Below are 22,495 nucleotides of genomic sequence, written 5' to 3' on the forward strand. Positions count from 1 at the left end.
GCTACTCGGCGATCCGGGTCCGACCGGTCCAGCGGAAGACCACCGGCTCGACCGCCGCGGCGGCGTTGCCCCGCTCGAAGTGCTCGTACCCGCCGTAGTACAGGATCTTGATCTTCTTCTCTGCCGTGGAAACCCGACGGCTGCGCAGGTCGGCCGGCAGGTCGGCCGGGCCGCCCTCCAGGACGACATCGATGACGCCGGCGGCGTCCCGGGCGACCGGATCAGCTTGCGAAACGTCCTTCATGGCACGACCTCCGTCGCATTCCGCACACCTTACGAGCCGCTACAGGGGCGACGGCGGCTCGGTCCACACAGGTCCAACGACACCCGATGCCGGGTGAACCGAACGTAGTGCAGATCACATTTCGCCGGCACCCTTAGCGCACCCCTAGATACGCCCTGGGCAGCGACGATGCCCAGACCAGCCCTGTCGGGCGGCGGGCTCACTCCCAGCGGAAGAAGCGCGTCGCCCCCAGGGAGGCGACGGCGGCCGTGACGGCCAGGGCGATCAGCTGCGGCAGTTCGGGGTCGGCGCCCGCCCACGCCGCGCCGATGGTGTCGACCGTCGCGCCGAGCGGCGAGTAGTCGGCGACGACGGCCAGGGCACTCGGCATCCGGTCGCGGGGCAACCAGGCACCGGCCAGGAAGAGCAGCGGGAAGAACAGCGCGGGGCCGATCGACTGTGCCGCCCTGGCCGACGGCGCCAGCGCCGCGATCAGCAGGCCGACGGCGAACAGACACGCGACCCCGAGAAGGAAGGCCAGCACGAACCCGGGCAGGTTGGCCGGCGCCGGCTGGTCCAGCAGGAACCGCACGGCGATCGCGGTGACCACCGCACCGAGCACGCCCATCACGAGGTTGACCACGACCTGGGCGACCAGCAGCAGCGCGGGCTGCACCGGGGTCGTCGCCAGACGGCGCAGGATCCGGCGTTCCCGGTAGATGCCCAGCGCCATCGGCAGGGTGAAGAGCGCGAGCATGCCGATGGTGAGAGCCAGCGCGAGCGACGGGAGGAACGTCTGCTCGGCGTGCTGCCCGGTGTCGGCGGCCGTACCGGCACGCTGCGGCAGGCCGAAGACGAGCATCAGGCCGATCGGCAGGGCGAAGACGAAGAACAACGACACGGGCTCCCGGAGGAACAGCTTCGTCTCGACGGCGATCAGCTTGGACAGGGCGCTCACGACGACCTCCCGTCGGTCGGGGACTGCGCGGCGGTCCGGCCGCCACGGCCGGTCAGGGCGACGAAGGCGTCGTCGAGGCTGGGCTGCTCGACCCGCAGGTCCGTGTAGGTTGTTCCGCGCCCGTTGAGCGCTGACAGGACCGACTGGAGCACGTCCTTCGTGCCGGTCACCGTCACCTCCGCGCCGTAGCGGCTGACCCCGGTCACGTCGGGCGAGGCGAGCAGCAGGGCGTCCTCGACCGGCTCCGCCGGGCGGAAGTGCACCCGGTGCTCGCTGCCGACGCGGGCGAGCAGGCCAGCGGGGCTGTCGATGGCCACCACCCGCCCCTTGTCGATGATCGCGATCCGGTCACAGAGTCGTTGCGCCTCCTCCATGAAGTGGGTGACCAGCACGACGGTGACGCCGCGGTCGCGAATCCGCTCGACGAGATCCCAGGTGTCCCGGCGGCCCTGCGGGTCGAGGCCCGTGGTCAGCTCGTCGAGGATGGCGATCTCCGGCCTGCCCACCAGCGCCAGGGCCACCGACAGTCGCTGCTTCTGCCCGCCGGAGAGCTTCTGGAAGTAGGTGTTGCGCTGCTCGGCCAGGCCGAGGTCGGTCAGCAGCTCGTCGATGTCGGCCCGGTTGCGGTAGAAGGACCGGTAAAGGTCCAGCGCCTCCCGCACCCGCACCTTGTCCGGCAGCTGGCTCTCCTGGAGCTGGGCGCCGACGCGCTGGCGCACCTCGGTGCGGTCGCGCACCGGGTCCAGCCCGAACACCCGGACGGTCCCGCCGTCGGGACGGCGCAACCCCTGCACGCACTCCACCGTGGTCGTCTTGCCGGCGCCGTTCGGGCCGAGGACGCCGAAGATCTCGCCCTGCTCGACGGTGAAGGAAACGTCGTCGACCGCGACCTTCTCGCCGTACCGCTTCTGCAGATGATCGACCTCGATGACCGGCATCTGGGGTGGTCCTCCTTCATGTGCGGTTTGCCGTCGGAAAGGGCGGACCCCTCGGCTGATCGCGGCGTCGGTTCGCGGGAACGGGCCGGACCCGGGCCGACCGACGCCCGACATCATCCGCGCAACCGATGCGCCGATCAACTGATCGGGTGACGAATCGGGGGTGTCGATGTCGGGGAACGATCCTCCACAGGGGTGCCGCCCGGCGACAGGGGTGTCGCCCGGTCACGCCAGGTGTCCGTGCGTCCGTCCGGGCGGGCGGCGGCTCCGGGCGGCTTCTCGCCCACGGATCCGGTGTGGCTCGTCACCGCCGTGCCGGGCACAGCGGCAGCAACTCGTCGAGCCGGGTCAGAACGACGTCCGGGCCGGCCGTGCGCAGCGTCTCCTCGTCGGACTCGCCCCACAGCGCGGCCACCGCCGTCACCCCGGCCGCCCGCGCGCTGGCCAGGTCGCTGGGCGCGTCGCCGACCATCAGCGCCTCCGCGGGCCGGGCCCCGAGCAGGTGCAGCGCCCGCCGTACGATGTCGGGCGCGGGCTTCGGGCGGGGCACCTCGTCCGAGCCCACCACGTGGTCGACGAGCGGCAACAGGTCGAGCCGGCCGAGCAGGTCCCGGGCGCGTACGCCGCTGCGGCCGGTGGCCACCGCGAGCCCGATCCCCCGCCGACGCAGGGTGCGCAGCAGCTCCGCCGCGCCGTCGACCGGGCTGACCCGGTGTGCAAGGCGGTTGCTCTGCCGCACGAACGGCTCGGCGAGCGCCGCTGGCAGACCCATCAGCTCCAGCACCTCCGGCAGGTACCGGCCCGGGTGGCGGCAGTACTCCTCGACCGGGGCCATGCCGTCGCCGACCACCTCGGCGTAGGCGAGGGCGAACGCCTCTCTGGCCACGGCGAGGCTGTCGACCAGCACCCCGTCGAGGTCGAACACCACCGCCCCGACACCGTCGGGTGCCGCCGTCGCCCTCGCGACCACCGATGTCACCTCCCCGCCCGCACGACCACCACGGCCGGTAGGGGTGGCAGGCCGCGGAGACCCCCGACTACGGTCAGGACCGTTCTCCCGGCCCACCGGCGCGGCGCACTCGCCCACCCGGATCCGGCGGTACCCCACGACCCTACCGGCGTCGCGGCCCCCGGCAGGGCTCGGACCGGGCCGCTGAGAGGATCGCACCATGCCGCTGCTGGGCTGGCTGACGAAGGGCACCGACGAGCACCCGGACGCGATCCGGGTCGACGGCCGGGCGGCGTCCTGGGTGGAGCTTCGCCGCCTTGCCACGGCGGTGGCCGACGAGCTGCGCGGCGTCGACCGGGTGGCGATCGAGGCCACCGCCACCCTGGAGACCGTGGTCGGCGTGGTGGGCGCGCTGACGGCCGGGGCGGCGGTCGTGCCGATCCCGCCGGACGCCGGGCCGATGGAGCGCGATCACATCCTGCGCGACTCGGGCGCGACGGCGCTGCTGGCCCCGGCCGGCGCGGAACACACCGTCGGTGACGCCGGCCGGCCCGTCGTACCCGTCGACCTGACCCGCCGGTCGGACACCGTCCACCCCGAGCCGGATCCGGCCTGCACCGCGGTGATCCTCTACACCAGCGGCACCACCGGCGCCCCGAAGGGCGCCGTGATCTCCCGCCGCGCGATCGCCGCCTGCCTCGACGGGCTGGCCGACGCCTGGGCATGGACGCCGGACGACCTGCTGGTGCACGGCCTGCCGCTGTTCCACGTGCACGGGCTGGTGCTCGGCGTGCTCGGACCACTGCGGCTGGGCGGCCGGCTGCACCACGTGGGCCGCCCCCGCCCCGACCGGTACGCCGCCGCCAACGGCACCATGTACTTCGGGGTGCCGACGGTGTGGTCCCGAATCGCCGCCGACCCGGACGCGGCCCGGGCGCTGCGTCCGGCGCGGCTGCTGGTCTCGGGCAGCGCGGCGCTGCCGGCGGCGGTCTTCGCCGACCTCGCCACCCTCACCGGTCACCGGGTCGTCGAGCGGTACGGGATGACCGAGACCCTGATCACTGTGAGCGCCCGGACGGACGGCCCACGCCGGCCCGGCACCGTCGGGCTGGCGCTGCCCGGGGTCCGTACGCGGCTGGTCGGCGACGACGGCACCCCGCTCCCGGCCGACGGGACGACGATGGGCGAGCTTCAGGTCACCGGCCCCACGCTGTTCGACGGCTACCTCAACCGTCCGGACGCCGACGCGGCGAGCCGTACCCCGGACGGTTGGTTCCGCACCGGGGACGTCGCCACCGTCGACCCGGACGGCTGGCACCGGATCGTCGGCCGGGCGTCGACCGACCTGATCAAGAGCGGTGGCTACCGGATCGGCGCCGGCGAGGTGGAGGACGCCCTGCTGACGCACCCGGGGGTCCGTGAGGCAGCCGTGGTGGGCACCCCGCACCCCGACCTCGGTCAGCAGGTCACCGCGTACGTGGTGGGCGACGGGGTGGGCGAGGCCGAGCTGATCGACTTCGTGGCCCGGCACCTTTCGGCGCACAAGCGACCACGCGAGGTGCGCCTTGTCGACGCCCTGCCCCGCAACGCCCTGGGCAAGGTGCAGAAGACGCGGCTCAGCGCAGACGGTTAGGACGCGACCGCCGGGATGCTGATCGCGGTGACCACCAGCCCCCGCTCGACCAGGAACCTGCCCGCGAACGCCCGCACCTCGGCCCCGCCGAACACCGGACCGGGCACCAGCAGCCGGGCCTCGAACGTGCCGGCCGGGTCGAACACGATGTCCGCCTCGGAGAAGTCCAGCCACTGGCCGGTGAGCGGGAACCACGCCTTGTACACCGCCTCCTTGGCGCTGAACAACAGGCGGTCCCAGCAGACGGCGGGGCGGACCGCGCCCAGCGTGACGGTGCGCGACCGTTCGGCCGGCAGGGCGATCGCTCCAAGCACCCCGTCGGGCAGCGGGGCGTGCGGCTCGGCGTCCACCCCGAGGCTGGCGAACGCCGCCGTACGGCCGACGACCGCCGCCCGGTAGCCATCGCAGTGCGTCATACTGCCGACCACGCCGTCCGGCCAGAGCGGGGCACCGCGTGCGCCGGAGACGATCGGCGCCGGGGCGAGGCCCAGCTCGCCGAGGGCCAGCCGGGCGCAGTGCCGCACTGTGGTGAACTCCCGGCGTCGCTTCTCCACCGACCGTGCCACCAGCGCCTCCTCCTCGGGGAACAGGGTCACGCCGGCGGGATCGGTGAAGGACTCGGACACCGCCACGGTGGGGGGCAGGATCTGCTCGATCACGTTGGCCGATGGTAGGCGCTGCGGCACCCCTCGCCGCGGCGGGCCTCGGCGATAGGTGCACCATAGGGGTCGGGTACGGGTGCCGGCCTGCACGGGACAGGTGCCACTCTGGGCGCCGTCCCGGTCCTGCGGGCGGGGCACCTGGATTTGGGGCGGATGGACGCGGGAATGGCGATGCTTACTGGCAAAGTGGTGCGGTTCGACGAGGTGCGGGGCTACGGGTTCATCGCCCCGGACGACGGCAGCGACGACGTGTTCGTGCACGCGAACATGCTCGACGGCGACAAGTGGGCACTGACGCCCGGCGTCCCGGTCGAGTACGACGCGGTGGAGACCGAGCGCGGCCCCAAGGCCGTGCTGGTGCGGGTGTCCGGCGTCGCCCCGGGTGCGGATCGCGTCCCGACGGCCGGTGCCGGGCTGTCCGCCCGGGCCGGCGTCACGGTCGGCGGCGGGCGCAGCAGGGACAGCGGGCAGGCCACGGGCGGCGCGGAGGACGACGAGGGTCTGTGCGACGTCCTCTCCGAGCGGGCCTTCTCCGCGGAGACCACCGAGGCGCTGGTGACCTCCGTGTCGGACCTGACCGGAGCGCAGATCGTGGCGGTACGTGCGAGGATGCTGGAGCTGGCCCGGCGGCACGGCTGGGTGGAGGGCTGACCGTGGCGGGGGCGGGTCACCGCCGCCCGCTGTCCGGCCGGCTCAGCCGCGGGCGATCAGCAGGGACTTGCTGATCCGCCCGAAGGCGCTGCGCGGCAGCTCGTCGACGAAGTGCACCCGCCGGGGGCGCTGGCCCGCCGAGAGGTACCGGCCGACGTGGTCGATGAGCACCTGCGCGGTCACCCCCTCGGCGACGACGTAGGCGGTGACCTGCTCGCCGAGCGCGTGGTGCGGCGTGCCGACGACGGCGGCGTCGCGCACGCCGGGGTGGCTCAGCAACGCCTCCTCGATCTGCCCGGCGGGCATCCGCCGGCCCCGGCTGTGCACCACGTCGAGCCCGCACCGCCCGATGATCCGGTACGTGCCGTCGGGGGCCACGCTGGCCAGGTCCCCGGTGGCGTGCCAGCGACCGGCGGCGAGGCTCCGCCCGCCGACGTACCCGCTGAACAGCGTCGGCCCGCAGACGCTCAGCTCGCCCGCCGACTGGCCGTCGGCCGGCACCGGCCGGTCCTCGCGGTCCAGCACGCGCGTCTCGACGCCGGGCAGGGGGGTGCCGACAGCGCCCGGAACCGTACGGTCGCCGGCCCGCCCGGTCAGCGCGACGAGCGTCTCGGTAGTGCCGTAGGCCTGCACCGGCCGGTGCGAGGTGAGCAGTCGGAGCCGCTCGGCCACGGCGCGGGCCAGCGGACCGTCCGCGGAAACGAGGATCCGCGCCGCGGACAGCGGCCGGGCCCGGTGGCCGTCCAGCGCTATCCTCGCCCACTGGTCGGGCGACGCCAGGTGCATGGAGCCGACCGGCCCGGCGGTGCCGGCGTCATCGAGGTGGACGAAACGGCTTCCGGCCCGCAGTGCGCCGAGCAGTCCGACGACCAGACCGTACGCCCGGAACAGCGGGGTGCCCTGGACGACCACGTCCTCCTCGCTCCAGTGCCACGCACGGGCCAGAAGGTCGAGGTCGGCGGCGATGGCGCGGCGCGAGATGCGCACCCCTCGTGGCGGCCCTGATGCGCCACCGGTGTAGAGGATGACGGCGTCGCTGCCCGGGGCGGGCTCGGGGTGCCGCGTCGAGGCGTGTTCTCGCAGGTCGACCGGGATCGTGGACAGGCCGTCGGCCCCGGACGGGGCACGGCCGAGGATCACCGTCGCTCCGGACTGCCGCAGGATGCGGCGGCGTTCGCGTTCGTCGGCGCCGGGAGGCAGCGGTACGAGCGGCGCCCCGGCGAGGAGGGCGCCGAGCATTCCGACCACCGCTTCCAGCGTCGGTGTGCCGTCGACCGCGACCGCGGTCGCGCCCCTGATCCGATCAGCGACGGCGGTGACGCAGCCCAGCAGGGCCTCGCTGGAGAGGGCTTTTCCGGCCACCGTGACCGCGTCGGCCCGATCCGCACCGAATCCACGCAGCACCGGCAGCAGTGTCATCTCCGCTATCCCCTGCGCGGGGCCGCAACGAGTCGCGGCGGCAGCTGGGACATCACGACGGCCACAGAACCCTTCAGGTCTCGGGCCTGCACGGCCCCATGTCCGGCTATCCAGACGGTGGAGACCGGGTGCCCCGAAATTAGGGCCGGGCTATCGTCGGGCACAACCCCTAGCCGCCGAGTCCGAATCCCCCTGTCCGGGCCTACTGGCCAGCTAGGACCGGATCCCGGCCGTCCGGACACAACGGCCGGCCCGAGCGCTCACTCCGGCTCGGCGAACAATACAGAGACCGCATTTGTCCTCAGCGAGCGAAAACCGATCGGAAAACGTCTTTCTCAATGCCCGGCAGCTCGCTGTCACGACTTTATCGCATTGACGCGTCCCGCATGAGATCAGCCTTCAGGCCGAATGGGACCGCAGACCTCCGCAACCAACAGACACTCGGACGCATAATTCCTTTTCATACATAATCGCAGAATCTCCCAAACGTCCGAATCGTGGCCCGCCGACGCACACCAAGCCTCGACCGCCGGCAGGATCGGACAGGCATCGATCGCAGTTCCGGCATCGATGCCTTACATCGCAACAATCGAGCGCCTCCGGCAATTGCCGGAGGCCCGACCAGACCCCGCAGCCCCACCCCGGGGGCGGACGACACCTCCACACCAGCCGCCGGCACCAGGCCCGCCCGCGCCGGGATCGGCACGGGCGGGGTCACGAACGCCGAGTTCAACGACGATGACGCTCAGCTCGACGTCTCCGCACGCCGCAACCGCGGGCGGCTTCGAACACCTCGGCGAGAGCGACCGGCAACGCCCGGACGCCGGATTAGCACGGAAAAGCCCATTCGCCAATCAGCAGGCGGGCCGAATAAGCGGAACCATCGGCTCATGGGAGCGCTCTGTCACGGTACGGGACCAGCCGGCGACTTTCCGTCGCCACCCCCGGTCCGGGTCACCCGAGACAAGTAACCCATGTTTGCTCATCCTTTACACAACTCGGCTTGCCGCCCAATTGCCCAACTGCCATACTCCCACCATCAAGGAGGTCGATAGGAAGTGTCGACCCCGCGAGAGCTGGGGAATTATCGCCGACGCACACGGGAACACGGCTCGCAGCAGCCAACCGGTCAAGTCGGTCGATGGCGCACCGGCAAAGCTCGACACCCGTCGATACTTGCCGATAATGGAATGGGTCAAGAATTGCCGGTCTCCAATTTGGTCGAGCTGTCGGGCCGCACCGGGCACGCGGCCCTCCCCCGGAGGGGGCGGTGATGGAGCTGACCGAGCGTTCAAGCCAGCTCGGCCTGCTGGAGCGCCGACTCGCAGACCTGCTCCGCGGCGGCACCTCGCCGACCGACCGGCCGGTGACCGTGCTGACCGGCCCGGTCGGCTCCGGCAAGACCGCGCTCTCACAGACCTTCGCCCGGCGCGCCTGCGACGCCGGAGCACGGGTCATCGGCGCGAGCGCCTCCCGCGCGGAGCGCAGCGTACCGCTGGAGGTCGTCCGGCAGCTCGTCCGCGCGGTGCCGTCGTGCGCCGCGGACGCCCCCGACATCCGGGCCCGCCTCGCCCGGCTGCTGGACGCGGGCGCCCTCGCATGGAGCGACGCCGATCCGGCGGACGCGGAGAACGCCCGGCTCACCGCCGCCATCGGGCGCGCCCTGCTCGAACTGACCTCGCGGGGGCCGCTGGTCATCGTGGTGGACGACATCCACCACGCGGACGTGCCGTCGCTGCGCTGTCTCGATTACGTGGCCCGGCGGCTCTCCGGCCTGCCCGTGCTGATGGTCCTGACGGAGGCGCCACGCACCCGGCCGTGGCAGGCGGACGTGCACGCCGAGATGCTGCAACCGGCGAAGCTGCACCGCATCCGCCTGCCGCTGCTCACCGCCGAGGGGACGTTCCAGCTGCTCGCCCAGCGGCTCGACATCCCGCTCGCCCGCAGCATCGCCGAGGAGAGCCACCGGATCAGCGGCGGGAATCCGCTCCTGGTGCATGCGCTCGCCGATGACCAGGCAGCCGCGCCACGGTCCGCCGACGCCCCGGCGGTCGGCGAGTCGTTCCGGGAGGCCGTGCTGAGCTGCCTGTACCGCTGCGACCGCCTGGTGCTCAACGCCGCCCGGGTGCTCGCCGTGACCGGCGAGCCGCTGCACGGCAGCCTGCTGCCGCATCTCGTCGACGCCCGGTTGCACCCCGCGCTGGGCGCTGTCGACAAGTCGACCAGCGCGGGGCTGATCGACGAACAGGGGTTGCGCCATCCGGCGGTGACCCAGGCCGTGATCGACGGGATGACCGCCGAGGAACGCGTACGGCTGCATCTGGGAGCAGCCCGCCTGCTGCACGACGACGGCGCGCCCCCGGCCCGGATCGCGCCGCACCTGGTGGACATCGGCGAGCTGGCCGAACCCTGGATGGCGCAGACCCTGCTGGACGCCGGCGAGCAGGCGCTGCTCGACGGCGAGGTGGAGACCGCCCTGCGGTACCTGCGCCGGGCGCACCGCAGTGGCGTCGGCGAGTGTCTGCGGGCGCGGATCCGCTCCGCGCTGGCTCGCGCCGAGTGGCGACTCGACCCGCAGGCCACGATCCCCCACCTGGTCAGCGTCGCCACCGCCATCCGGGCCGGGCACCTCGGCAGCCAACAGGCCGCCGGCCCCATCCAGTACCTCCTCTGGCACGGTGAGATCGACAAGGCCGTCGACCTGGTCAGGCACCTGAGCGAGCGGTCGGATCCCGCCGATCCGCAGTCCGCGGCCGAGCTGCTCGTCATCACCGGCTGGATCTCGACGCTCTATCCCGGGGTCATGGTCGACCGGCCCGCGCCCGCCGTGGCCGCGCGGGATCCGCTCACGCTGGCCCGGGTCAAGCACGGGCTCAGCGGAGTCATCCTGCTGTCCGGCGTGCTGGCCCGGGGTGACGCGGGCGTGGTCGAGGCGGCCGAGCGGACACTGTCGACCACCGGGCCGGACGACGAACCGCACATGTGGAGGGTCATCTGCGCCCTCATCGCCATGATCTACGCCGACCGGCTCGACCTGGCCGACGACTGGTGCGACCGGCTGGACCGCCACCTCGCCACCCCACACCACCCCACCCCCTCGGCTACGCTCACCGCCCTGCGGGCCGCCGTCGCCGGCCGGCTCGGCGACCTCCCCCGCGCCGGCAAGCTGGCCGACGAGGCACTGGGGCAGCTCTCGCCGAAAGGCTGGGGGGTGGTGATCGGGATACCTCTCGCCGTCCGGATACGGGCCCTGACCTTCATGGACCAGCTCGACACGGCGGCCGCCTGCCTTCAGGTGCCGGTGCCGCCGGCGATCTTCGAGACCCCGCTCGGGCTGCACTACCTGCACGCCCGCGGGACACACGCCCTCGCCGCGGGAAGCCCCGAGGCCGCGCTGGCCGACTTCCAGCTCTGCGGGCAGCTGATGCAGCGGTGGCGGCTGGACTTCTCGGGCCTGGTGCCGTGGCGCACCGAGTCGGCTCGGGCACTGCTCCGGATGGGCCGCCGTCAGCAGGCGCGCAAGCTGGTGCGAGACGAGTTGGCCCGGCTGCGGCCCGTCCATGTCCGGTACCGGGCCGCGGCCCTGCGGGTTCTGGCCGCGACCGAGGAGGGACAGGAACGGATCCCGCACCTGCGCAGCGCCGTACGGCTGCTGCGGCAGTGCGGCGACCGGATGGAACTGGCGCACAACCTTGCCGACCTCGGTCACGCCTACGAGCAGGCCGGCGACCGGCGGCAGGCCCGCGCCGCGACCCGGTCGGCCCGGGCTCTCGCAGAGGAGTGCGGCATCCCGACGTTGTGGCCCAGCGCCCTGTCCACCAGAGACGGTGCCACCGGCGGCCGGGCGGGTGCGGCGGTCGTGGTCCAGGGCCTGACGGACACCGAATCCAGGATGGCCACCCTGGCCGCCCAGGGTCACACCAATCGTGAGATCGCCGAGAAGCTCTTCCTGACGGTCAGCGCGATCGAACAGCGAATGACGCGCATCTACCGGAAGCTGGACGTCAACTCGCGCAGCGAACTCGCCGGACGGCTGCGGTTCGACCGCCCCGGTACGACGGTGCTGGATCCGCTGACGCGGGGCACGGACCCCCCGGGCGGCCGTCCGTCCGGCCCTCGGCCGCGCTGATCCCGGTCGGGCTTCCGCACGGAACAGCCACCGGGTGTCACGCGACCGTCGCCCTCGCCGACCGTCGCGAAGAGTCTGCTCACCACCACTGTGGGTACCACCAGGCGTGCGCCGGGAGTCGCGGTGTGGCACCATCAAGCCCTACGCCCCGACACCGGCCGCTCACCGGCGTGTCGCCTCCCCCGGGCCGATCGGCTCCAACACCCTCACCCCGAGTCGCGCAACCCCTAAATGCCTTCTGGGGCCGCAGGTTCGGGTGCGAAACGATGGGGTCTCACGCCCGTTGTCGCACCATCATGCCGGTGCCAGACTCGCCTCGACACGCGGACCGTACGGCAAGAAGACCGGTCCGACGAAGGATTTCAGGTCCACCCGGCGTGGCCGCCCGGCGCGCTCCACCCCTACCCGTCGAGACGCGGGCGGAGGGGCGGCTGTCTCCGGCAGGGGTGGCGGTGTCGGGCCGCACCGGCGTTTCCAGGCCCGCGCCGCGTACAAGGAGGGCTTACGCGCAGGTGTTGGTTCAGCAAGAGGAACAGATCACCCGTCTGCGGCGCGTGTTCCACGCGTGCGAGGAGCAGCAGCGCGGACACGTCGCGCTGGTCACCGGTGCCGTGGGCAGCGGCAAGACCAGCCTGCTGGAGTCGTTCGGCGAGTGGACGGCCGGCTCCCGCGGGCAGGTGATGAGCGCGACCGGCTCGCGGGCGGAGCGCGGTCTCCACCTGGGAGTCGTCGGGCAGCTGTTCCACAGTGCACGACTCGCCCCGGAGACCGCCGCCCACGTCGAGAAGCTGCTGCGCGACGCCACCTCCGCGGTGCCGTTGCCCGAAGTCGGCGGCGAGGCGTCCGACGGAGACCGGGCCTGGGCACCCCTGCTGCACGGCCTCTTCACCACCCTGATCGACCTGACTGCCAACGGGCCCCTGGTCCTCCTCGTCGACGACGTGCACCACGCGGACCCGGCCTCGCTGCACTGCCTGCTCTACGTGACCCGGCGGCTGCGCCACGCCCGGATCATGGTCGTGTTCGCGGAGGCGTCGACGCTGCGCCCGCCGCACCCGCTGTTCCGCGCCGAACTGCTCAGCCAGCCGCACTTCTCCCGGATCGGCCTGCCACCACTGACCGTCGACGCCGTCGCCCGGCTGGTCGAGGGCGCCGTCGACGACGCCGACACCCGCGCGACCGCGGAACACTACGTACGGATGACCGGAGGCAATCCGCTGCTCACCCGGGCGCTGCTCGACGAGCGGGCCGGTGGCGAGGGCAGCGACCACGACGTTCCGTCCGTCGGTGACGCGTTCGACCAGGCCGTGCTCGGGTGCCTCTACCGCCACGAGCCCGGGGTACGCCGGGTGGCCCAGGCGCTCGCCGTGCTCGACCGGCCCGCGTCGACCGAACTGCTCGGCCACCTCCTCGACGTGATGCCCGCGACCACGGTCCCGGCGGTACGGGTGTTGCGTACCTCGGGCCTGATGGAGTGCGACCAGCTACGCCACTCGCGCATCCTGCGCTCGATCCTGGCTGACATGTCGGCCGACGAGCGGCGCAGCCTGCACCAGCGGGCCGCCGAGGTGCTGCACGACCGCGGCGCCGAGGCGAGCGTGGTCGCCGAGCACCTCGTTGCCGCCGGTGCGGCGGTGACCGGCTGGAGGGTGCCGGTGCTCCAGGACGCCGCCGGTCACGCGCTCTCGTCGGGCCGGCCCGACGTGGCGGCAGCCTGCCTGCGGCTGCTCGCCCGCGCGCCGGTGGACGAGCGGCAACGCACCGCCACCACCGAGATGCTGGTGAATGCCCGCTGGCAGATCAACCCGTTGACGGTGAACGGGCAGCTGACGGAGCTGGTGCAGACGGCGCGGGCCGCCGGCTGGTCCACCGATGCGAGCCTCTCCGCCGTGCCGTACCTGCTCTGGCAGGGCCGCATCGATGAGGCCGCCGAGGCCGTCAGCGGCTTCTCGGCGGACGAGGAGCAGGGCCCGGCCGCCCCGCCCGGCCGCCTGCGGATCATGCAGCTTCTGATCTCCCTCTCCCACCCGGACCACCTGGCGAACGTGCGGCAGACCCCGGCCACCTGGGGCCGCGCGGCCGGCGCTCCGACCACCGTCAGCCCGCTCCTGCAGGCGGTCACGGTGCTCGGCGCCGCGCTGGCGCCGACCGCCGACAACGACACGGTGACGACCGCCGAGCAGATCCTGCAGCGCCACCACACGGACGACGGCGCCCTCGGCCTGCTGACCGCGCCCCTGCTGGCGCTGCTCTGGGCCGGCCGCTCGGACCGGGCCGCGGTCTGGGGCGACGTGCTGCTCGACCGGCCGGTGGCTCAGCACGCGCCGGGCTGGCGGGCCGTGATCCGGGCGATCCGGGCGGAGGCGGCCCTGCGCGTCGGCGATCTGCCCGGTGCCGAGCACCACGCCCGCGCGGCCCTGGAAGACATGCCCGCCCCCGCCTGGGGTGTGGCGATCGCCGGACCGCTGTCCACCCTGATCGCGTCCGCGACGGAGTCGGGCCGGTTCGCCGAGGCCGACCGGTGGCTGGCCCACCCGACCCCGCCCGGCATGTTCCGCACCCCGTTGGGCCTGCACTACCTGGCCGCACGCGGCCGGCACCACCTGGCCGTACGCCGGCCGCACGCCGCCACCACCGACCTGCGGCGCTGCGGCGAGCTGATGCGTACGTGGGGGATCGACGCGGCCGGACTGGTGCCGTGGCGGCTGGAGCTGGCCCGGGTGCAGCTCAGCGTCGGCAACAAGACGCAGGCGATGCAGCTCCTGCAGGAGCAGTTGCGGGTGCCGCACGGGGTCGACGACCGGACCCGGGGCCGTACGCTGCGCCTGCTCGCCACCACCGCCGCCCAGGACCACCGGCGCAAGCTGCTCTCCGAGGCGGTCAACCTGCTCCAGTCCAGCGGCGACCGGTTGGAGCTCGTCCGCGCCCTCGGCGACACCGGTCAGACACTCCAGCGCGCCGGAGACTCCGCCCGCGCCCGGCTGCTCGTCCGCCGCGCCTACCAGCTCGCGCAGGACTGCGGGGCGTCGGTGCTGGCTCAGCGGCTGATCCGCCGGGAGCCGGGCAGCGGACTGCCGGCGTACCCGGCCGCCGCCGAGCTCCAGGAACCGGACGACGGGCTGAGTGACGCCGAGCGGCGCGTCGCCGCGCTGGCCGCACAGGGCCACACCAACCGCCAGATCTCCAGCCGGCTCTTCATCACGGTGAGCACTGTCGAGCAGCACCTGACCCGGGTCTACCGCAAGCTCGACGTGAAGCGCCGGACCGACCTTCCGTCCCGGCTCGTCATGTACGCCGAGACACTGGCCGACGAGACACAGAGCGCCACGTCCTGACGGCTGTCGCAGGGGCGCGGTGGCACCGCCCCCTGCGACACCCACCGCGACCGGCGACGACGCAGCGAGGGCCCGAACCGCAGAAGCGGTTCGGGCCCTCGGCGGACGCATCCCGGGCCGGTCAGTCCATGGCGCGGCGCATGAAGCCACGCATGCCGATCGCCGAGAACGCCACGAAGACCCCGGTGAGGACACACATGCACAGCCAGAGCGGCAGCGACTCGACCCCCGGCGGGCCGACGAGCGACCGGGTCGCCTCGCTGATGTAGGTCAGCGGGTTCAGCGAACAGATCACCTGATACCAGCGCAGCGAGTCCAGGCCGAGCAGCGGGAACTGGGTGGCACCGGTGAACATGATCGGGGTCATCACCACTGTGAACATGATCTGGATGTGCTGCGTGGGCACCAGGGTGCCGAAGGCGAGACCGACCGCCGCGCCGACCAGCGCGCCGATCGCCAACACCCCGACCACCTTGAGCACCACCGCCCAGGGCCAGGTGACACCGAGCATGAGCATGCCGACCGGGATCAGCACCACGCCGGCGATCAGGCCGCGGATGCCGCCGAAGACGATCTTCTCCAGGGCCACCAGCGGAATCGCCATGGGCGACAGGAGGCGGTCCTCGATCTCCCGGGTGAAGGAGAAGTCCATCATCATCGGCAGCGCGGTGTTCTCCAGGCCGATCAGGAAGGCGTTCAGCGCGATGACGCCGGGCAGCAGCACGTTGGAGAAGTCGTCGCTGGCGTAGCCCAGGTCGCTGAGCACCTTGCCGAAGATCAGCAGCATGAACAGCGGCTGGATGAAGACCTGGAGCAGGAAGCCGACCAGCTCCCGGCCGGTGACGAACAGGTCCCGCGAGAGCACCGCCCGAAACGTGGCGAACTGGTCCAGCGCGCGCACCGGCGGCGGCGACGAGGCCGGCGACGGCGCGGACGGGGGGGCGGGGGCGGCGACGCTCACCGAAGTTCCCTTCCGGTCAGGTGGATGAAGACATCTTCCAGGCTGGGCTGGCCGATGTTCAGGTCACGGACCTCGCAGCCCAGGTCGGCGAGGATCTTCATCGCCATCGGGATGGCGTTGGCCGGCTGGCCGCTGGTGTAGACCCGGAAGGACAGGGGGGCGTCCGAGTCGGCGGGCGCGTCCGGGACCGGGGCGGGCATCGGCATCGCCGGCATGCCGGGAAACGCCGGCGCGGCGGCGGGCACCTTGGCGGTCATCTTGAAGTGTTCCACCTGCTCCACGTCGGGGATCGCATCGAGCGCGGCCCGCACCTCCTCGGCGGGGGCGCCGGGGGTCACCACGAGGGTCAGGGTGCTGCTGCCCGGCAGCGTACGGGTCAGCGCGGACGGGGTGTCCAGGGTGAGCAGCTTGCCGTGGTCGACGATGCCGACCCGGTCGCAGAGCTTCTCCGCCTCGTCCATGTCGTGCGTGGTGACCACCACGGTCACCCCGGACCGCTTCAGCTCGGCGACCCGGTCGTGCACGAAGAGCCGGGACTGCGGGTCGAGGCCCGCGGACGGCTCGTCGAGGAAGAGCACCCGGGGCGAGTGCATCAGCGCGCGGGCGATCATCGTGCGCTGGGCGAGGCCGCCGGACAGGAAGTCGGTGCGGTGGTTCGCGAAGTCCTTGAGCCCCATCTGGTCCAGCAACTCGTCCGCCCGCCGGATGCGCTGCGCCCGGGGCACCCGGTGGTAGGCCGCGTGGAACAGCAGGTTCTGCCGGACGGTCAGCGCCCGGTCCAGGTTCACCCGCTGCGGTACGACCGCCAGCAACTGCCGGGCGACGGCGGGCGAGCCGATCACGTCGGCGCCGCACACCTGGGCCCGGCCCGAGGTGGCCCGCACCCGTGTGGTCAGCACCCCGATCGTCGTCGTCTTGCCCGCACCGTTCGGCCCGAGCAGGCCGAAGACCTCACCGGCGGCGACGGAGAAACTCAGCCCGTCCACCGCCGGTGGCATGTTGGGCTGGTACCGCTTGACCAGCTCCGTGACCACCACTGCCTCGTCCACGTCGTCATGCTCCGTCCTGGAACGTCGGTCCGATAGATGTATGTGCGCCGATAGGGGGCGCTAGGGGCACGCCAGGGGCGGAACCGGTCACAGGCCCCGCGCGACCAGCCAGCGCTGGACCGTGCCGGCGAGTTCCGGACCCCGGTCGGCGACCATGCTGAAGTGGTCGCCGGCCGCGTCGACGGCCTCGTGCGGGTAGGGCCAGCGCGACCGCCAGCCGTCCGGTTCGCCGTCCCACTCCCCCAGCGGCTCGGTGGCCCGCACCAGCAGGGTCGCCGCCGCCGTCTCGGTCGGCTGCCAGTCCAGGAACAGCGGCAGGTAGCCCGCCCACGCCGTCGTCCGCCAGTCGTCCATCGGCGTGTACGCGGTGTCCCGGTCGATCATCCCGTCGAGAAGCTGCGGCACCCACCCGCCGAGCACCTCGCTGTCGGCCGGGTAGGTGTCCATGAGCACTACCGCGTCCGGCGGGCGGCCCTGGCGTTCCAGCTCCCCGGCGAGCAGGTTGGCCACCATCGCACCACCGGAGTGACCGGCCAGCACGAACGGGCCGGCGCCGACGGTACGCAGAACCGTGTCGGCGTGCACCCGCAGCAGCGCGTCGAGGTCGGCGGGAAGCTCCTCGCCCGCGCCGAACCCGGGGTTGGGCAGGGCCCACACGTCACGTACGCCCCGGAAGCCGGCGGCCAGCCGGGCGTACTCGTGCGCGCCGGACAGCAACGACATCGTGCAGCAGCACACCAACTGCGCCCGGGCGCCGCCCTCGGCCAGCCGGAGGATGCCGGCCGGGCGGGTGAGCTCCGCCGGCTCGCGGAAGCTGGGGCGGAACTGGGCGAGCTTGACCAGCAGTTCGGCATACCCGGCCGGGTCCTCGCGCGCCTTCGGCTGGTTGAACAACCCGCCGAGCAGTCCGCCGCCGGCACCATTCCCGGCAGGTCCACCGGCGTCGTCCGCGCCGTCCCCGGCCGCCTCCGCGCCGAGGATCTGGCCGATCAGGTGAACGGCCAGCGCCGTAGGCGTGGGGTGGTCGAAGAGCAGGGTCGTCGACAGATCCGCCCCGGTCTCCTGGCGCAGCGCGTCGCGCAGCTCCAGTGCGGTCAGCGAGTCGAAGCCGAGTTCCAGGAAGTCCCGGTCGGCCTCGACCGCGTTGGGTGAGGCGTGCCCGAGGACGGTGGCCACCCGCGCCCGGACCAGGTCCAGCAGGATCCGGTGCCGGTCGCCGGCCGGGACGCCGGCCAGCCGCTCGCGCAGCGCGCGAGCGGGATCGGTCGCCGCGGCATCGCCGGCCTCCGGCTCGGCACCGGCCGTCGCCTCGGGCACGCCGCGCAGCAGCGCGCTGGGCCGTACGGCGGTGAAGGCCGGCACGAACGCGGGCCAGTCGAGGTCGGCGACGGCCAGTTGGTCGTCGCCGCGGACCAGGGCCTGCCCCAGCGCGGACAGGGCCACGTCGGCGGGCAGTGGCCGGACCCCCCGGCGGCGCAGCTGCGCCGCATCGGTGACCTCGTCCGCCCAGGGCACCCACGCGACGACGGTGGCCGGGCGGCCAGCGGCACGCCAGCCGGCGGCCAGCGCCTCCAGCCCGGCGCCCACGGCGGCGGCGACCGCCGCTCCCCCGCTGCCCCAGACGGCGGCCGTCGAGGTGAAGACGACGAACTCGTCGATCGGTAGGCCGGCGCAGGCCCGCCCGAGCAGTTCCACCGCGGTGGTACGGGCGGCCACGGCGTCGGCCAGGTCGTGCGGATCCAGCACCGCCACCGGGTCGCCGGCCCCGTCGGAGTCGGCGACGTGCAGGACGGTACGGATCTCGCTGCCGGTGGCGGCCAGCCGGTCAAGCGCCTCGGGCAGCCCGTCCAGGTCGTCGACGGCGGTGACGGTGACGTCCGGGCCGAGCGGGTCGGCGTCCGCCACCGGCCCCACGAGGACGAGGTGCGACGCGCCCCGCTCGGCGAGCCAGCGCAGCAGGTGTGGGGTACGCACCTGCGCGGAACCGTGCACCAGGACCGCGCCGCGGGGCCGCCAGTCCGTATCGGTGGCGCCGGCCGGGGCCCGGTGGAGCCGCCGGGCGTACACCCCGCCGGTGCGTACCGCCACCTGGTCCTCGTCGCCGCCGGACGCGACGACCCGGGCGAGCGCGGCGAGCGCGACGTCGTCCGGCTCCGCCGGCAGGTCGACCAGCCCGCCCCACGAGCGCGGCTGCTCCAGCGCCAGCACCCGGCCCAGCCCCCAGACGTACGCCCCGGCCACGCCGGGAGCGGCGTCGTGCGCGTCGACGGTCACCGCGCCCCGGGTCACGGTCCACATCGGCGTACCGTTCCCCGCAGCGGCGAGGGCCCGCACGAGCGCGGCTGTCCCGGCGAGCGCGCCGGTCCCCGTGCCGGCCGCCCGTTCCTCCGCCGCCAGCAGCGAGACCACGACCGACCAGGTGCCGTCGGCGAGCAAGGCCCGGGCCACGGCGTCCAGGTCGTCGCCCACGGTGACCAGCGTCGGGTCCAGGCCCTCGGCGCGCAGCACGGTGAGCACCGCGGTGGCGTCGGTGCCTGCCCCGGCCACCAGCAGGCATCGACCGGCCGGCGTGGTAGGGGCTGACAGGTCGACGCGTTCCCAGTCGGCGCGGTAGCGCAGCCCGTCCAGTTCCGATCCGCGACGCCGCCGGTCCCGGTAGGAGGCGAGGGCGGGCAGCAAGTCGGCGAGCGCGTCCTGCCGGTCGGCGGGCAGGCCGAGCGCGGCGGCCAGCTCGGCGGGTCGTCCCTGCGCCACGGCCGCCCAGAACTCCTCGTCTTCGCCGGTCGCGGCGGGCGGGACGAGATCCACGGTGGGCGGGTCCGGCCAGAAGCGCTCGCGGTGGAAGGCGTAGGTGGGCAGTTCGACGCGCGCGGCGTCGCTGCCGTCGAAGGGAGCCGCCCAGTCGACTCCGGCACCGCGCAGGTCGACCGCGGCCAGCGCGGCGAGCAGCGTGGTCGTCTCCGGCTGGTCCCGGCGGGCGAGCGGCACGAAGGCCGCCGGTTCCATGTCGGGCAGGCACTCCCGGGCCAGCACGGTCAGGGCGCCGTCGGGGCCGAGTTCCACGAAGGTTCCGACGCCGCCGGCGGCGAGGGTGGCGACGCCGGCATGGAAGCGGACGGTGTCCCGGACGTGGTCGACCCAGTAGCCCGGGTCCGTGGCCTGGGCGGCGGTGAGCGGCTCGCCGGTGCGGTCGGAGACGATCGGAAGGTTCGGCGGGTGCCAGGCGACCTTCTCCGCGACGATCCGGAAGTCGGCCAGCATGGCGTCCATCCGGGCGGAGTGGAAGGCGTGGCTGACCCGCAGCCGACGGGACCGCCGGTCCTCGGCAGACAGCCGCCGCCCCGCCGCGAGCACGGCCTCCTCGTCGCCGGAGAGCACCACCGACCGGGGGCCGTTCACGGCGGCCAGGGACACCCGCTCGTCGAGCAGCGGGACCACCTCCGCCTCGGACGCCTGTACCGCCAGCATCGCCCCGCCGGGCGGCAACTGCTGCATGAGCCGGGCCCGGGCGGCCACCAGGGTCGCCGCGTCGGCCAGCGACAGCACCCCGGCGACGTGCGCCGCGGCCAGCTCGCCGACCGAGTGGCCGAGCAGGAACTGCGGGCGTAGCCCCCAGGCGGTGACCAGCCGGTATGCGGCGACCTCGTAGGCGAACAGCGCCGGCTGGGTGAACTCGGTACGGTCCAGCAGATCCGCGTCGGGCGAGTCGGCCCCGGCGAAGACCACCTCCCGCAGCGGCCGGCTCAAGTACCGGTTCAGCTCCCCGGCCACCTCGTCGAAGGCGGCGGCGAAGACCGGGAACCGGCGGCACAGCTCGGCGCCCATGCCGGGGCGCTGGGCACCCTGCCCGGTGAAGAGGAACGCGACCTTGCCGGCCCGGCGGGCCACGCCGCGCACCACGCCGGGGGTGTCGCGCTCCTCGGCGACCGCGTGCAGGCCGGCCCGCAGCTCGTCGCGGTCCCCGCCGATCACCGCTGCCCGGTACGGCAGGGCCGCCCGGGTGGTGACCAGCGAGTACGCCACGTCGGCGGCGGTCAGGTCGGGGTGATCGGCCAGATGCGCCAGCAGCCGCCGCGCCTGCCCGGCCAGGGCCGGCGCGGAGCGGGCCGAGACGATCCACGGTGCCGGCGGGGCGGGCGTACCGGCCGGCCGGACGTCGTCGGTGTCCGTCGCGACGGCCTGCTCGATGACGACGTGTGCGTTGGTGCCGCTGATCCCGAACGCGGAGACCCCGGCCCGGCGTGGCTGCCCGGTCTCCGGCCAGGGCTGTGTGCCGGTCAGCAGGGACACCGCCCCGGCCGACCAGTCGACGTGCGGGGTGGGGTCGTCCACGTGCAACGTGGGCGGCAGCACCCCGTGCCGCATCGCCAGCACCATCTTCATCACCCCGGCCACACCCGCCGCCGCCTGCGTGTGCCCGATGTTCGACTTGATCGAGCCGAGCCAGAGCGGCCGGTCCGCGGACCGGCCCTGCCCATACGTGGCGATCAGGGCCTGCGCCTCGATCGGATCACCCAAAGTGGTACCCGTGCCATGCGCCTCGACCACGTCCACCTGGTCGGCACTCAGCCCCGCGTTCGCGAGAGCCTGCCGGATCACCCGGCGCTGCGACGGGCCGTTCGGGGCGGTCAGCCCGCTGCTCGCGCCGTCCTGGTTGACGGCACTGCCGCGCAGCACGGCGAGGACCGGATGGCCGTTGCGGCGGGCGTCGGAGAGCCGCTCGACGAGCAGCATGCCGGCCCCCTCGGACCAGCCGGTGCCGTCGGCGGCGGCGGCGAACGACTTGCACCGGCCGTCGGTGGACAGGCCCCGCTGCCGGGAGAACTCCACGAAGACGGTCGGGGTGGCCATCACCGACACCCCGCCGACCAGCGCCATCGTGCATTCGCCCAGCCGCAGCGCCTGGCAGGCGAGGTGCAGCGCGACCAGCGACGAGCTGCACGCGGTGTCAACGGTGACCGCCGGCCCCTCCAGCCCGAGGGCGTACGAGATCCGGCCGCTCGCCACGGCTGCGGCGCTGCCGGTGCCGAGGTAGCCCTCGACGCCGCCGGTGACCCCGGTGAGCAGAGCCGCGTAGTCACCCTGACTGCTGGTGGCCGCGTAGACGCCGGTCGGCGCGCCGCGCAGCCGGGTGGGGTCGATGCCGGCCCGCTCGAACGCCTCCCAGGCGGTCTCCAGCAGCAGCCGCTGCTGCGGGTCCATGGCGAGTGCCTCGCGGGGGCTGATGCCGAAGAACGCCGGGTCGAAGTCCCCGGCGGAGTAGAGGAACCCGCCCTCGCGCACGTACGACGTGCCCCGGCTGTCGGGGTCGGGGTCCGGGTCGTAGAGCGCGCCCAGGTTCCAGCCCCGGTCGTCCGGGAACGCCGACATCGCGTCGCTGCCGGCGGCCACCAGGTCCCAGAGCTGCTCGGGTGACCTGACACCGCCAGGGAACCGGCAGCTCATGCCGATGATCGCCACCGGTTCGCTGAGCGCTGCGGTGAGCTGCTGGTTCTGCTGCTTGAGCTTCTGGTTGTCGAGCAGGGACGCACGCAGCGCGCCGACGACCTCGTCCAGGGAAACAGTCATCGGGCGCTCCTCAGGGCCGG

At 73.5% G+C, this 22,495-nt stretch carries 12 protein-coding genes and 1 pseudogene; 4 read left to right on the forward strand and 9 right to left on the reverse strand.

Annotation, left to right across the window (positions count from 1 at the left end):
* Position 1: 1 nt before the first annotated feature.
* From ML5_RS29220 to ML5_RS29235, 4 genes are all read right to left on the reverse strand, one after another.
* Positions 2 to 244: a DUF5988 family protein gene (locus tag ML5_RS29220; RefSeq protein WP_013477259.1), complete on the reverse strand. Its 243-nt coding sequence runs from the start codon at positions 242 to 244 to the stop codon at positions 2 to 4.
* 199 nt (positions 245 to 443) lie between these two features.
* Positions 444 to 1,181, reverse strand: coding sequence for an ABC transporter permease (locus ML5_RS29225; RefSeq protein WP_013285652.1), 738 nt, complete (start codon positions 1,179 to 1,181; stop codon positions 444 to 446).
* Positions 1,178 to 2,119 (reverse strand): ABC transporter ATP-binding protein, encoded by a 942-nt coding sequence (locus ML5_RS29230; RefSeq protein WP_013477260.1) that lies wholly within the window; start codon positions 2,117 to 2,119, stop codon positions 1,178 to 1,180. Before ML5_RS29230 ends, ML5_RS29225 begins: the two co-directional genes overlap by 4 nt.
* A 304-nt stretch (positions 2,120 to 2,423) precedes the next feature.
* A complete protein-coding gene (locus ML5_RS29235; RefSeq protein WP_013477261.1) occupies positions 2,424 to 3,089 on the reverse strand; it encodes an HAD-IA family hydrolase in 666 nt (221 codons plus the stop codon).
* Positions 3,090 to 3,288: 199 nt separating this feature from the next.
* On the opposite strand from ML5_RS29235, the gene ML5_RS29240 reads away from it, so the two are divergent.
* A complete protein-coding gene (locus ML5_RS29240; RefSeq protein WP_013477262.1) occupies positions 3,289 to 4,701 on the forward strand; it encodes an acyl-CoA synthetase in 1,413 nt (470 codons plus the stop codon).
* Here the strand turns inward: ML5_RS29240 and ML5_RS29245 are convergent.
* Entirely contained in the window at positions 4,698 to 5,360 is a 663-nt protein-coding gene (locus ML5_RS29245) for a 4'-phosphopantetheinyl transferase (protein ID WP_013477263.1), read from the reverse strand. The two genes, ML5_RS29240 and ML5_RS29245, sit on opposite strands and share 4 nt — an antisense overlap.
* Before the next feature lie 156 nt (positions 5,361 to 5,516).
* On the opposite strand from ML5_RS29245, the gene ML5_RS29250 reads away from it, so the two are divergent.
* Positions 5,517 to 6,014, forward strand: a complete 498-nt coding sequence (locus ML5_RS29250) for a cold-shock protein (protein ID WP_013477264.1) — start codon at positions 5,517 to 5,519, stop codon at positions 6,012 to 6,014.
* A gap of 42 nt (positions 6,015 to 6,056) precedes the next feature.
* Here ML5_RS29250 and ML5_RS29255 read toward each other — a convergent pair whose 3' ends face one another.
* Entirely contained in the window at positions 6,057 to 7,433 is a 1,377-nt protein-coding gene (locus tag ML5_RS29255; RefSeq protein WP_013477265.1) for an AMP-binding protein, read from the reverse strand.
* A 1,273-nt stretch (positions 7,434 to 8,706) separates the two neighbouring features.
* On the opposite strand from ML5_RS29255, the gene ML5_RS29260 reads away from it, so the two are divergent.
* Together ML5_RS29260 and ML5_RS29265 are read left to right on the forward strand one after the other, a co-directional pair.
* A complete protein-coding gene (locus tag ML5_RS29260) occupies positions 8,707 to 11,562 on the forward strand; it encodes an AAA family ATPase (protein ID WP_013477266.1) in 2,856 nt (951 codons plus the stop codon).
* Between the two features lie 512 nt (positions 11,563 to 12,074).
* Positions 12,075 to 14,897 carry a LuxR family transcriptional regulator gene (locus ML5_RS29265; RefSeq protein WP_013477267.1) on the forward strand — a complete coding sequence of 941 codons (2,823 nt, stop codon included), beginning with the start codon at positions 12,075 to 12,077 and terminating at the stop codon, positions 14,895 to 14,897.
* 121 nt (positions 14,898 to 15,018) lie between these two features.
* Here the strand turns inward: ML5_RS29265 and ML5_RS29270 are convergent, their stop codons facing one another.
* The 3 genes and pseudogenes from ML5_RS29270 to ML5_RS33205 form a co-directional block, all read right to left on the reverse strand.
* Positions 15,019 to 15,858, reverse strand: coding sequence for an ABC transporter permease (locus tag ML5_RS29270; protein WP_013285643.1), 840 nt, complete (start codon positions 15,856 to 15,858; stop codon positions 15,019 to 15,021).
* Entirely contained in the window at positions 15,855 to 16,907 is a 1,053-nt protein-coding gene (locus ML5_RS29275; protein ID WP_013477268.1) for an ABC transporter ATP-binding protein, read from the reverse strand. Before ML5_RS29275 ends, ML5_RS29270 begins: the two co-directional genes overlap by 4 nt.
* Before the next feature lie 87 nt (positions 16,908 to 16,994).
* A pseudogene (locus ML5_RS33205) lies at positions 16,995 to 22,475 on the reverse strand (type I polyketide synthase); the annotation flags it as partial.
* Positions 22,476 to 22,495 lie beyond the last annotated feature (20 nt).

Source organism: Micromonospora sp. L5 (assembly GCF_000177655.2).
Lineage (GTDB): Bacteria > Actinomycetota > Actinomycetes > Mycobacteriales > Micromonosporaceae > Micromonospora > Micromonospora aurantiaca.

Bases quoted from the DNA above. Each gene is read 5' to 3' on its own strand.
- ML5_RS29240 (WP_013477262.1), top strand. From the start codon at position 3,289: ATGCCGCTGCTGGGCTGGCTGACGAAGGGCACCGACGAGCACCCGGAC.
- ML5_RS29260 (WP_013477266.1), top strand. From the start codon at position 8,707: ATGGAGCTGACCGAGCGTTCAAGCCAGCTCGGCCTGCTGGAGCGCCGA.
- ML5_RS29220 (WP_013477259.1), bottom strand. From the start codon at position 244: ATGAAGGACGTTTCGCAAGCTGATCCGGTCGCCCGGGACGCCGCCGGC.
- ML5_RS29255 (WP_013477265.1), bottom strand. From the start codon at position 7,433: ATGACACTGCTGCCGGTGCTGCGTGGATTCGGTGCGGATCGGGCCGAC.
- ML5_RS29230 (WP_013477260.1), bottom strand. From the start codon at position 2,119: ATGCCGGTCATCGAGGTCGATCATCTGCAGAAGCGGTACGGCGAGAAG.
- ML5_RS29250 (WP_013477264.1), top strand. From the start codon at position 5,517: ATGGACGCGGGAATGGCGATGCTTACTGGCAAAGTGGTGCGGTTCGAC.